The 12,984-nt window shown below is 70.7% G+C and carries 8 protein-coding genes; all 8 read left to right on the plus strand.

All coding sequences use genetic code 11. The features are described from left to right. A partial coding sequence (locus ACGF3A_RS42030) for a HAMP domain-containing protein (protein ID WP_393736258.1) occupies positions 1 to 4,360 on the plus strand: 4,360 nt, incomplete at its 5' end. A 260-nt stretch (positions 4,361 to 4,620) separates the two neighbouring features. Continuing rightward, positions 4,621 to 5,316 carry a two-component system response regulator gene (locus tag ACGF3A_RS42035; protein ID WP_393736432.1) on the plus strand — a complete coding sequence of 232 codons (696 nt, stop codon included), beginning with the start codon at positions 4,621 to 4,623 and terminating at the stop codon, positions 5,314 to 5,316. A 145-nt stretch (positions 5,317 to 5,461) separates the two neighbouring features. Next, positions 5,462 to 8,221: a DNA translocase FtsK gene (locus ACGF3A_RS42040; RefSeq protein WP_393736260.1), complete on the plus strand. Its 2,760-nt coding sequence runs from the start codon at positions 5,462 to 5,464 to the stop codon at positions 8,219 to 8,221. Between the two features lie 314 nt (positions 8,222 to 8,535). Beyond that, positions 8,536 to 9,366, plus strand: coding sequence for a helix-turn-helix domain-containing protein (locus ACGF3A_RS42045; RefSeq protein ID WP_393736263.1), 831 nt, complete (start codon positions 8,536 to 8,538; stop codon positions 9,364 to 9,366). 86 nt (positions 9,367 to 9,452) lie between these two features. Continuing rightward, positions 9,453 to 10,979, plus strand: coding sequence for a 30S ribosomal protein S12 methylthiotransferase RimO (gene rimO / locus ACGF3A_RS42050; RefSeq protein WP_393736265.1), 1,527 nt, complete (start codon positions 9,453 to 9,455; stop codon positions 10,977 to 10,979). After that, positions 10,976 to 11,743: a CDP-diacylglycerol--glycerol-3-phosphate 3-phosphatidyltransferase gene (gene pgsA, locus ACGF3A_RS42055; RefSeq protein ID WP_393736267.1), complete on the plus strand. Its 768-nt coding sequence runs from the start codon at positions 10,976 to 10,978 to the stop codon at positions 11,741 to 11,743. The genes rimO and pgsA overlap by 4 nt, the downstream gene beginning before the upstream one ends. Then, positions 11,740 to 12,336, plus strand: coding sequence for a CinA family protein (locus ACGF3A_RS42060; RefSeq protein WP_393736269.1), 597 nt, complete (start codon positions 11,740 to 11,742; stop codon positions 12,334 to 12,336). The genes pgsA and ACGF3A_RS42060 overlap by 4 nt, the downstream gene beginning before the upstream one ends. A 126-nt stretch (positions 12,337 to 12,462) precedes the next feature. Then, positions 12,463 to 12,843, plus strand: a complete 381-nt coding sequence (locus ACGF3A_RS42065; protein WP_393736271.1) for a helix-turn-helix domain-containing protein — start codon at positions 12,463 to 12,465, stop codon at positions 12,841 to 12,843. The last annotated feature ends 141 nt before the right edge of the window (positions 12,844 to 12,984 follow it).

The raw sequence follows: 12,984 nt of genomic DNA on the forward strand, positions 1-12,984 counted from the left end.
CGTGGCCAACGGTGACCTGTCGCAGAAGGTGACCGTCGATGTCTCGGGCGAGATGCAGGAGTTGAAGAACACCGTCAACACGATGGTGGACCAGCTGTCTTCGTTCGGAGACGAAGTCACCCGCGTCGCCCGGGAGATCGGGGTCGACGGTGTGCTCGGCGGGCAGGCGTCCGTGCCGGGTGCCGCGGGCACCTGGAAGGACCTCACCGACTCGGTCAACACGGCCTTCCGCAACCTGACGGGCCAGGTCCGCAACATCGCGCAGGTGACGACGGCGGTGGCCAACGGTGACCTGTCGCAGAAGGTGACCGTCGATGTCTCGGGCGAGATGCAGGAGTTGAAGAACACCGTCAACACGATGGTGGACCAGCTCTCCTCGTTCGCCGAGCAGGTCACCCGGATGGCCAGGGACGTCGGTACGGAGGGCCGCCTGGGCGGGCAGGCCCGGGTGGACGGCGTCTCGGGCACGTGGAAGGACCTGACCAACTCCGTCAACTTCATGGCGAACAACCTGACCGAGCAGGTCCGGCAGATCGCTCAGGTGACGACGGCCGTGGCGCGGGGCGACCTCTCACAGAAGATCGAGGTCGACGCGCGCGGCGAGATCCTGGAGCTGAAGAGCACCATCAACACCATGGTCGACCAGCTCTCGGCCTTCGCCGACCAGGTCACACTGGTCTCCCGGGAGGTCGGTACGGAGGGCAGGCTGGGCGGCCAGGCGCAGGTGCCCGGCGTCGCGGGCGTATGGCGCGACCTGACCGACTCGGTGAACGGGATGGCGGGCAACCTGACGACCCAGGTGCGCAACATCTCGCAGGTCGCCACCGCCGTCGCGCGCGGTGACCTGTCGCAGAAGATCGACGTGGACGCCCGGGGCGAGATCCTGGAGCTGAAGACCACGCTGAACACGATGGTGGACCAGCTCTCCTCTTTCGCCGAGGAGGTCACGCGCGTCGCGCGCGAGGTCGGCACCGAGGGCATCCTGGGCGGCCAGGCCGAGGTCAAGGGCGTCTCGGGGACGTGGAAGGACCTCACCCAGTCGGTGAACGGGATGGCGAACAACCTCACCTCCCAGGTGCGGAACATCGCCGAGGTCACGACCGCCGTCGCGCAGGGCGACCTGTCGAAGAAGGTCACCGTCGACGCGAAGGGCGAGATCCTCGCGCTGGTCACCACCGTCAACGGGATGGTGGACACGCTGTCGTCGTTCGCCGAGCAGGTCACGCGGGTGGCGCGCGAGGTGGGCACCGAGGGGCAGCTCGGGGGCCAGGCACGGGTGCGGGACGCGTCGGGCATCTGGAAGGACCTGACCGACAACGTCAACATCATGGCCAACAACCTGACAGGACAGGTCAGGAACATCTCCCAGGTGGCCGCCGCGGTGGCGACGGGCGACCTGACGAAGAAGGTCACCGTCGAGGCCAGCGGCGAGGTCGCGCAGCTCGCCGACACGGTCAACACGATGGTGACGACGCTGTCGTCCTTCGCCGACCAGGTCACCCGGGTCGCGCGCGAGGTCGGTACGGACGGTGTGCTGGGCGGCCAGGCACGGGTGGTCGGCGTCGCGGGCACCTGGAAGGACCTCACCGAGTCCGTGAACTCGATGGCGTCCAACCTGACGGGCCAGGTCCGCAACATCGCCATGGTCACCACGGCGATCGCCAAGGGCGACCTCACCAAGAAGATCGACATCGAGGCCAACGGGGAGATCCTCCAGCTCAAGACCACGATCAACACGATGGTCGACCAGCTGTCGTCGTTCGCCGAGCAGGTGACCCGGGTGGCCCGCGAGGTGGGCACCGAGGGCCAGTTGGGCGGCCAGGCGCGCGTGCCGGGCGTCGCGGGCACGTGGAAGGACCTGACCGACTCGGTGAACGAGATGGCGGGCAACCTGACGCGTCAGATGCGGGCCATCGCCGAGGTGGCCACCGCCGTGACGCGGGGCGACCACAACGTCCACATCGACGTCGAGGCAGCGGGCGAGATCCTGGAGCTGCAGGGCTACATCAACACGATGATCGCCAACCTCCGCGACACCACCCAGGCCAACCAGGAGCAGGACTGGCTGAAGGGCAACCTGGCGCGGATCTCCGGCCTGATGCAGGGCCGCCGCGATCTGCGGGACGTCGCCGGGCTCATCATGAGCGAGCTGACGCCCGTCGTCTCCGCGCAGCACGGCGCGTTCTTCCTGTCGGTGCCCACGGGTACGCCCGGGGAGGCGACCGGGGTCGGCGCGGGGCCGGGCGAGGACGGCTCGTACGAGCTGCGGATGTTCGGGAGCTACGGCTACTGCACGGACTCGATGCCCACGACGTTCACCCCGGGTGAGTCGCTGGTGGGGACGGCGGCCAAGGAGAAGCGGACCATCTTCGTGGACCATTCGCCGCCCGGGTACCTCAAGATCTCCTCGGGGCTCGGTGAGGCACCGCCGGCGAACGTCATCGTGCTGCCGGTCATCTTCGAGGGCTCGGTCCTGGGCGTGATCGAGCTGGCGTCGTTCCAGCCGTTCGCGCAGATCCAGAAGGACTTCCTCAACCAGATCGCCGAGATGATCGCCACGAGCGTCAACACGATCAGCGTCAATACGCGCACCGAGCGGCTGCTGGAACAGTCGCAGGAGCTCGCGTCGCAGCTCAGGGAGCGCTCGGGCGAGCTGGAGAACCGGCAGAAGGCGCTCCAGGAGTCGAACGCGGCGCTGGAGGAGAAGGCCGAGCAACTCGCCCAGACCAACAGCGACATCGAGATCAAGAACCGCGAGATCGAGGAGGCGCGGCAGGTCCTGGAGGAGCGCGCCGAGCAGCTCTCCGTCTCGATGCGCTACAAGTCCGAGTTCCTGGCGAACATGTCGCACGAGCTGCGCACGCCGCTCAACTCGCTGCTGATCCTCGCCAAGCTGCTCGCCGACAACGCGGAGAGCAATCTCTCCCCCAAGCAGGTCGAGTTCGCCGAGACGATCCACGGCGCGGGCTCGGACCTGCTGCAGCTCATCAACGACATCCTCGACCTCGCCAAGGTCGAGGCGGGCAAGATGGACGTCAGCCCGACCCGTATCGCGCTCGTCCAGCTCGTCGACTACGTGGAGGCGACCTTCCGGCCGCTGACCGCCGAGAAGGGTCTCGACTTCTCCGTACGGGTCTCGCCGGAGCTGCCCGCGACGCTGCACACGGACGAGCAGCGGCTGCTCCAGGTGCTGCGCAACCTGCTGTCGAACGCGGTGAAGTTCACCGACACCGGCGCGGTCGAGCTGGTCATCCGCTCGGCGCGGGACGACGTGCCGGAGACGATCCGCGAGCAGATGCTGGAGCAGGGGTCGCTGCGGGACGCGGAGGCCGATCTGATCGCCTTCTCGGTGGCCGACACGGGCATCGGGATCGCGCAGAGCAAGATGCGCGTCATCTTCGAGGCGTTCAAGCAGGCCGACGGCACCACGAGCCGCAAGTACGGCGGCACCGGTCTCGGGCTGTCCATCAGCCGGGAGATCGCGCGCCTGCTGGGCGGCGAGATCTACGCGGTGAGCGAACCGGGCAGGGGCTCCACGTTCACGCTCTACCTCCCGCTGCACCCGACCGAACTGCCGCCCCAGGGCTACACGCAGATCGACTCCGGGGCCACGCTGGCCATCGCGGCGGCGGGTACGGGCGCCGCGGCGGCCGAGCCGGTCGGTACGTCCGAGGGCGCGGCGGAGGCGGCGCCTCCGATGACGCCGGAGGAGGCCGCGGCCGAGGCCGCGAACAGCCTCGCCGACCGGCGCCGCAGGCGCGAGGAGAGCGGCAGGCCCCAGGCCGAGCTGCCCCCGGAGGCCCTGCCGTACAACGCGCAGCGCGGCAACGGCGTGGCGCCTTCGGCGGCGGGGACGGGCCCGGCCGTGGAGCTGGGGAACGCCTACGAGGGCCGTGGGAGCGCTTCTGAGGGCGGAACGGGCGCCGTGCCGGACTCGGTCGCCCAGGAGGGCCAGGAGGTCGAGAGAGCGGACATGGGCGGCCTCGCCGGCCGTAAGGTCCTCATCGTCGACGACGACATCCGCAATGTGTTCGCACTCACCAGCGTGCTGGAACAGCACGGGCTCCAGGTGCTCTACGCCGAGAACGGGCGGGAGGGCATCGAGGTGCTGGAGCAGCACGACGACGCGGCCGTGGTGCTGATGGACATCATGATGCCGGAGATGGACGGCTACGCGACGACGGCGGCCATCCGTAAGATGCCGCAGTTCGCCGGACTGCCGATCATCGCGCTCACGGCGAAGGCCATGAAGGGCGACCGTGAGAAGAGCATCGAGTCCGGTGCGTCCGACTACGTCTCCAAGCCGGTGGACACGGAACACCTGTTGGGTGTCATGAGGCGGTGGATGGGTGCACCGTGAATATGACACCGTGACCCGTGCGGGGTCTGCGCGGGCCACATGCTGACTCAGTGTGGTCAAAGACGTGTGGAAACGCGGTAAACCGGGAACCTTTTGGTCCCCTGGGGCGTTTCTGCTACGTGCACAGTGACATCGCGGTGACAGGGTGTGGCGGGCCGCAGGGTGCGGCTACCATGACCGGCACAAGGACGGGCGGCGGCGACAGGGAGCCGCCCCCAGGGGCGGCGTCCGAGGGGCTGCCGGGGCGAGGAGGACGGGCCATGGTGCAGAAGGCCAAGATCCTCCTGGTCGATGACCGGCCGGAGAATCTGCTGGCGCTGGAGGCCATTCTCTCCGCGCTCGATCAGACGCTGGTGCGGGCATCGTCAGGGGAGGAAGCGCTCAAAGCGCTGCTGACAGACGACTTCGCGGTCATTCTGCTGGATGTCCAGATGCCGGGGATGGACGGGTTCGAGACCGCCGCGCACATCAAGCGGAGAGAGCGCACGCGCGACATCCCCATCATCTTCCTCACGGCCATCAACCACGGCCCGCACCACACCTTCCGTGGATACGCGGCGGGCGCGGTGGACTACATCTCGAAGCCCTTCGACCCGTGGGTGCTGCGGGCGAAGGTCTCGGTGTTCGTCGATCTGTACATGAAGAACGTGCAGCTCCGCGAGCAGGCCTCCCTGCTGCGCCTCCAGTTGGAGGGGAACGGCCCGGGCCAGCGCGGCGAGCCGGACGAGGAGGCGGCCGAGGCACCGGGGCTGCTCGTCGAGCTGTCGGCCCGGCTGGCCGCCGTCGAGGAGCAGGCGGAGGCGCTCACCAAGCAGTTGGGCGACTCGGCCGACGCGGCCACGGCCGCCACCGCCGCGCACCTGGAGCGGAAACTCTCCGGGCTCCGCCGGGCACTTGACGCGCTGGAGCCCGGCACGGGCGGCGACACCTCGGCTCACGTGCCGTCACAGAACTAGCTCCCGGGGCGCTTTCGGTGCCCCGGACCCGTGCGGCGCGGGCGCCCGGGGCACCCCGTGGAACCCGGCCGTAAGCGGGCCACACGCGGCTCACACGCGGCCCTCCGAACGACATCACAGGCCCGTTCCGAGTAACCTCACCCCCATGGCCTCACGAACGTCGGGAACCGGAAAGGCAGCCAAGAAAGCGCCAGCGAAGAAGGCTGCCGCGAAAAAGGCCCCGGCGAAGAAGGCACCCGCCAAGAAGGCACCGGCCAAGAAGGCGGCGGCCAAGCCCAAGGGCAAGGGCGGCAAGCCCGCGGCCAAGGGCGCGCCGTCCCCCACCGGGGGGATCTTCCGCATGGCGCGGGCCTGCTGGCTCGGCGTCGCCCACGCGGTGGCCGCCGTGTTCCGCGGCATAGGGCGCAGCGGCAAGGCGCTCGACCCGGCGCACCGCAAGGACGGGCTCGCCCTGCTGCTCCTCGGGCTCGCCCTGGTCGTCGCGGCGGGCACCTGGTCGAATCTGCACGGGCCCGTGGGCGACCTCATCAAGACGCTCATCACCGGCGCCTTCGGCCGTCTCGACCTCCTCGTGCCGATACTGCTCGGCGTCATCGCCGTACGCCTGATCCGGCACCCGGAGAAGCCCGAGGCCAACGGCCGTATCGTCATTGGGCTTTCCGCACTGGTGATCGGCGTGCTCGGGCTCGTCCACATCGGCTGCGGGGCGCCCGGGCGCGGGGAGGGCACCGAGGCGCTGCAGGACGCGGGCGGCCTCATCGGCTGGGCGGCCTCCCGGCCGCTGATCGTCACGCTCAGCGAGATGCTGGCCGTGCCGCTGCTGGTGCTCGTCACGGTCTTCGGGCTGCTCGTCGTCACGGCCACGCCCGTCAACGCCATCCCGGAGCGCCTGCGCGACGTCGGCGTACGTCTCGGTGTGGTCGCGCCCCGGCCCGACGAGGAGTACGAGCCGGAGGACGCCGCCGCCTTCGAGGACGAGGACGACGAGCCCCGGCCGCGCCGTACGCGGCACAGCGTCCGCAAGGACAACATCGACCCGGCGCTCGCCGAGAAGGAGGCGCTGGACCGGCGCCGTACCGCCCGCAAGGGCAAGCGCGCGGGGACGCAGCAGCCGCTCCCGGAGGACGACGGGGCCCAGGACCGGCCGCTGGACGCCGTGGACGTGGCGGCGGCCGCGGCGGCCTCGCTGGACGGCGCGGTGCTGCACGGGGTGCAGCCCTCGCCGCTCGTCGCCGACCTCACGAGCTCCGTCTCGGCGGGGCGCGAGAAGGCGGGCGCGGGGGCGGACGCCGGGGCGCCGGGCGCCGGAGTGCCGGGCGCGCGCGGGGACGACGAGCAGACCGGACAGGGCGCCGTCCCGGACCTGACCAAGGCCGCCGCGCCGCCGGAGCCCGACGCGCTGCCGCCCCGCGCCGAGCAGCTGCAGCTCCGGGGCGACATCACGTACGCGCTGCCCTCCCTCGACCTGCTGGAGCGCGGCGGCCCCGGACGTACCCGCAGCGCGGCCAACGACCAGGTCGTCGAGTCGCTGTCGAACGTCTTCCGCGAGTTCAAGGTCGACGCCGCCGTCACCGGCTTCACCCGCGGCCCGACGGTGACCCGCTACGAGATCGAGCTGGGCCCCGGCGTGAAGGTCGAGAAGATCACCGCGCTGGCGAAGAACATCGCGTACGCGGTCGCGAGCCCGGACGTGCGGATCATCAACCCGATTCCCGGCAAGTCCGCCGTCGGCATCGAAATCCCGAACAGCGACCGCGAGATGGTCAACCTTGGCGACGTGCTGCGCTCCGCCGAGGCGGCGGGCGAGGAGCATCCGCTGCTCGCCGGGCTCGGCAAGGACGTCGAGGGCGGCTACGTCTCGGCGAACCTCGCCAAGATGCCGCACATCCTGGTCGCGGGCGCCACCGGCTCCGGCAAGTCGTCCTGCATCAACTGCCTCATCACCTCCGTGATGGCCCGGGCCACGCCCGAGGACGTCCGCATGGTCCTTGTCGACCCCAAGCGGGTCGAGCTGACGGCGTACGAGGGCATCCCGCACCTCATCACCCCGATCATCACCAACCCCAAGAAGGCCGCCGAGGCGCTCCAGTGGGTCGTGCGCGAGATGGACCTGCGCTACGACGACCTCGCCGCCTTCGGCTACCGGCACATCGACGACTTCAACGCGGCGGTGCGCTCCGGCAAGGCGACGGCGCCCGAGGGCAGCGAGCGCGAGCTGTCCCCGTACCCGTATCTGCTGGTGATCGTGGACGAGCTGGCGGACCTGATGATGGTGGCCCCGCGCGACGTGGAGGACGCGATCGTGCGCATCACGCAGCTCGCGCGCGCCGCGGGCATCCACCTGGTGCTGGCCACCCAGCGGCCCTCGGTCGACGTCGTCACCGGCCTCATCAAGGCCAACGTGCCCTCGCGGCTGGGCTTCTCCACCTCCTCGCTGGCCGACAGCCGCGTCATCCTCGACCAGCCCGGCGCCGAGAAGCTCATCGGTAAGGGTGACGGTCTGTTCCTGCCGATGGGCGCGAACAAGCCGACGCGCATGCAGGGCGCCTTCGTCACGGAGGAGGAGGTCGCGGCCGTCGTCAACCACTGCAAGGCGCAGATGACGCCCGTCTTCCGCGACGACGTGACGGTCGGCCAGGCCCAGAAGAAGGAGATCGACGAGGAGATCGGCGACGACATGGACCTGCTCTGCCAGGCGGCGGAGCTGGTGGTGTCCACGCAGTTCGGCTCGACGTCGATGCTCCAGCGCAAGCTGCGCGTGGGCTTCGCCAAGGCCGGACGGCTGATGGACCTGATGGAGTCGCGCGGCGTCGTCGGGCCCAGTGAGGGCTCGAAGGCCCGTGACGTCCTGGTGAAGCCCGACGAGCTGGACGGGGTGCTGGCCGTCATCCGGGGCGACGGATAGGGCGATGGATAGGGCGACGGCCCGTGTACGGCTCGTGTGAGGGACCGGTCCGGGCGGTGCGACGGGGGCGCGCACGGGACGGGCGGGACACAAGGTCACTCGTACGAGCGACGGATGGGAGCGTGAGGCAACCGTTTCGGCGGTCGTTACGTCCACCGGGGCAGAGCGGCGGGCGGATGTGCGCGTATCGGGCGGGACCGGGTGGCCTGGCCTCCCGATGGCGGACAAAGTCGGTCCGCCCGCTTGCCCCACCCTTTTGCCCGGCCCCTAGACTGAACCTCCAGCAGGTGGCTACACGCTCGAAAGGCGCCCCCGTGTCCATCGGCAACTCACCCGAAGAGGACCGTCCGCCGGTCGGTGACGAGCACCGCCCCCCGGTCGGCCGAGCCCTCCAGCAGGCCCGTATCGACGCGCGGTTGACCGTGGACGAGATCAGTACGTCCACGCGGGTGCGCGTCCCCATCGTCCAGGCCATCGAACAGGACGACTTCTCCCGCTGCGGCGGCGACGTCTACGCCCGCGGCCACATCCGTACGCTGGCGCGCGCCGTCGGTCTCGACGCCGACGCGCTCGTCGCGCAGTACGACGAGGAGCACGGCGGCCGCCCGGCGCCGACCCCTCCCGCGACGCTGTTCGAGGCGGAGCGGATCCGTCCCGAGCCCCGGCGTCCCAACTGGACGGCGGCCATGGTCGCCGCGATCGTCGTCGTCATCGGCTTCGTCGGCTTCACGCTGGTCAACGGCGGCGGTGGCGAGGACTCGGGCGGGGCCGTCGCGGAGAAGACGCCCTCGCAGGCCCCGTCGAAGAAGGAGACCGGCAAGCCCAGCCCGAGCAAGACCGCGGACCCCAAGCCCTCCGACAGCGCCATCGCCGGAGCGCCCGCCGACAAGGTCACCGTCCGGATGACCGCCGAGAAGGGCGGCAGCTGGGTCTCCGCCAAGGATCACAACGGGCGCCTGGTCCACGAGGGCGTGCTCCGCCAGGGCCAGTCCAAGACCCTCACCGACGACAAGCGGCTCGACCTCGTTCTCGGCAACGCGGGCGGTGTGAAGCTGTACGTCAACGGCAAGGAGGTCAAGGACGTCGGCCAGGTCGGGCAGGTCCAGCGGGTCAGCTACACGCGAGGAGACCCCGAGGCCGGCTGATCGCACAGCCCTTCGGGGCGACTGAGCTGGGTGGCCCGGGGGCCCTCGCGGCGGGTGGGGAAGCCGGGACGAAGTAGGCTGAGCCCATGCCCGAACGCCGCACCGTCGCCCTTGTCACGCTTGGCTGCGCCCGTAACGAGGTGGACTCGGAGGAGCTCGCAGGCCGCCTGGCGGCGGATGGCTGGGATCTCGTCGAGGACGCCTCGGACGCGGATGTCGCAGTCGTCAACACCTGCGGCTTCGTCGAAGCCGCCAAGAAGGACTCCGTAGACGCCCTGCTGGAGGCCAACGATCTCAAGGATCATGGCCAGACCCAGGCCGTGGTCGCCGTCGGCTGCATGGCCGAGCGGTACGGCAAGGACCTCGCGGAGGCCCTGCCCGAGGCCGACGGAGTGCTCGGCTTCGACGACTACGCGGACATCTCCGACCGCCTCCAGACGATCCTGAGCGGCGGCGTGCACGCCCCGCACACCCCGCGTGACCGGCGCAAGCTCCTTCCGGTCAGCCCCGCCGAGCGGCAGGGCGCCTCGGTCGCCCTGCCGGGCCACGGGGACGGCGAGGTGCAGGCCGCGGCCCCGGCCCCCGCCGACCTGCCCGAGGGCGTCGCGCCCGCCTCCGGCCCCCGCGCCCCGCTGCGCAGGCGGCTGGGGAGCAGCCCGGTGGCCTCGGTGAAGCTCGCCTCCGGGTGCGACCGCCGCTGCACGTTCTGCGCCATCCCGTCCTTCCGCGGCTCCTTCATCTCGCGGCGCCCCTCCGACGTCCTGGGTGAGACGCGCTGGCTCGCCGAGCAGGGCGTCTCGGAGATCATGCTCGTCTCCGAGAACAACACCTCGTACGGCAAGGACCTCGGCGACATCCGCCTCCTGGAGACGCTGCTGCCCGAGCTGGCCGCCGTCGACGGGATCGAGCGGGTCCGCGTCAGCTACCTCCAGCCCGCCGAGATGCGGCCGGGCCTGATCGACGTGCTCACCGGGACCGAGGGCGTCGCGCCCTACTTCGACCTGTCCTTCCAGCACTCCGCGCCGGACGTGCTGCGTGCGATGCGGCGCTTCGGCGACACCGAGCGCTTCCTCGGGCTGCTGGAGGAGATCAGGAACAAGGCGCCGCAGGCCGGGGCCCGCTCGAACTTCATCGTGGGCTTCCCCGGCGAGACCGAGGCGGACGTGAAGGAGCTGGAGCGCTTCCTGAGCGAGGCGAGGCTGGATGCCATCGGCGTGTTCGGGTACTCGGACGAGGAAGGGACCGAGGCCGCCGGATTCGGGGAGAAGCTGCCGTCCGAGGAGGTCGCGGAGCGGCTGGCGCGGGTCTCGCGGCTCGCCGAGGAGCTCACCGCGCAGCGCGCGGAGGAGCGGATCGGGGAGACGGTGCGCGTGCTGGTCGAGTCGGTGGACACCGAGGACGGCCCCCTGGGGCGCGGTGCGCACCAGGCCCCCGAGACGGACGGGCAGGTTCTGCTGTCGGTGCCCGAGGGCGCGGACGGGCAGGGCGGGCCGGGCGGGCAGGGACAGCCGTTGGCTGTCGGACGTATGGTCGAAGCACGAGTGGTCGCGACGGAGGGAGTGGATCTCGTCGCAGAGCCGTCGGTCCGGGTGAGCGAGGAGGCGGGCAGATGACGGGAGTGCCGGCCTCCGCAGCGGGACGGGGGCCCGTCGCGAAGGCGAAGGCGGCACCGACCGTACGGCCGGTGAGCCTGTGGAACATCGCGAACATCCTGACGATGATCCGGCTGCTGCTGGTGCCCGCCTTCGTGGCGCTGATGCTGGCCAGCGGCGGGCACGACCCGGCCTGGCGCTCGTTCGCCTGGGCGGCGTTCACCATCGCGATGATCACCGACCTCTTCGACGGCGAGCTGGCCCGGCGCTACAACCTTGTCACCGACTTCGGCAAGATCGCCGACCCCATAGCCGACAAGGCGATCATGGGCGCCGCGCTGGTCTGCCTCTCGGCCCTCTCCGACCTGCCGTGGTGGGTCACCGGCGTCATCCTCGCCCGGGAGCTGGGCATCACGCTGATGCGCTTCTGGGTCATCAAGCACGGCGTGATCCCCGCCAGCCGGGGCGGCAAGCTCAAGACCCTGGCCCAGGGCATCGCCGTCGGGATGTACGTCCTGGCGCTGACCGGTCCGCTGGCGACGCTGCGCTGGTGGGTGATGGCCGTCGCCGTCGTCCTCACGGTCGCGACGGGACTGGACTACGTACGGCAGGCCGTCGTGCTGCGCAGGGCCGGACGGGCCGCCGCGGCGGAGGCGGCAGAGGCGTCGGCGGCCAGGTCGGCTGAGATGGCCGCTGAGGTGGCTGAGGCCGGGGCCGAGGTCGAGGCCGGGGCCGAGGTCGAGGAGACCGGTTCTGCCGGGGTGCCGGGAGCGGAGCGGCAGTGAGCCCGCACGGGGGCCGGGCTGGGCTGGACGGCGCGGGGCAGGTGGACGAGGCGGTCCGTGCCCTCGGGCTGCTGCGTGAGCGCGGGGAGACCCTCGCGATCGCCGAGTCCCTGACCGGCGGGCTGGTCGCGGCCGGGGTCACGGCGGTGGCGGGCGCCTCGCGCGCGTTCCGCGGCTCCGTGACGGCCTACGCGACCGAGCTGAAGCGGGACGTGCTGGGCGTCGACGGGACGCTGCTCGCCGAGCGCGGGGCGGTCGACCCGGAGGTCGCGCGCCAGATGGCGCGGGGCGTGCGCCGGGTGCTGGGCGCCGACTGGGGCATCGCCACCACCGGGGTGGCAGGCCCCGAGCCCCAGGACGGACAGCCCGTCGGGACCGTCTATGTGGCGGTGGCGGGGCCGGACGGATCCGTCGCCGCGGCACGTCTGCCGCTTGAGGTGGACCCTGAAGGGAATCCTGACCGTGTGCGTGCTCGAATCCGTACCGAGAGTGTTCGAGGAGTTCTGGAGCTGCTCTGCAAGCTACTGATCGAAAATGCCGGGGACAGGGTAGGGAACAGACCGGGGGGAATGGATGTTTGCAGCCCTGAGTGAACACGACATCGCTCCCCGCACGGCCGCTGTCCGAGGCGGTACGGTGGAGGCTGAAGGAGTCGGGGCCAACTGGCCGTCCCGATACAGGCTGTGGAAGACGCCGCGCGTTGAGAGGGAGGAGCACCGATGATTCTGCTCCGTCGCCTGCTGGGTGACGTGCTGCGTCGGCAGCGCCAACGCCAGGGCCGGACCCTGCGCGAAGTCTCTTCGTCCGCCCGGGTCTCGCTCGGTTACCTCTCCGAGGTCGAGCGCGGCCAGAAAGAAGCCTCGTCCGAACTGCTGTCATCCATCTGCGACGCACTCGATGTGCGGATGTCCGAGCTGATGCGTGAAGTCAGCGATGAGCTGGCACTTGCCGAGCTGGCCGAGTCCGCGCAGAGCGACACCGTGCCCGCGCCCATGCGGCCGGTGCTCAATCCGCTCACTGTGACGTCGGTCACGGGGGTTCCCGAGGAGCGCGTCACGATCAAGGCGCCGACGGAGGCAGTGGACGTCGTCGCTGCCTGAGAGACGAAGAACGAAGAAGGTCCCGCTGGAGCATCCGGCGGGACCTTTGCTGTGTGCGGCCGTACTCCCTCCCCTGCGGTCCCCGCTTGCTGTGCGTGGTCGCGCCCTCGCGGGGTGTGCGGGACCATGGTGGGCCCGGTC

Origin of the sequence: Streptomyces sp. NPDC048172 (genome assembly GCF_043202595.1) — a bacterium.
In the GTDB taxonomy this organism is placed as follows: Bacteria; Actinomycetota; Actinomycetes; order Streptomycetales; family Streptomycetaceae; genus Streptomyces.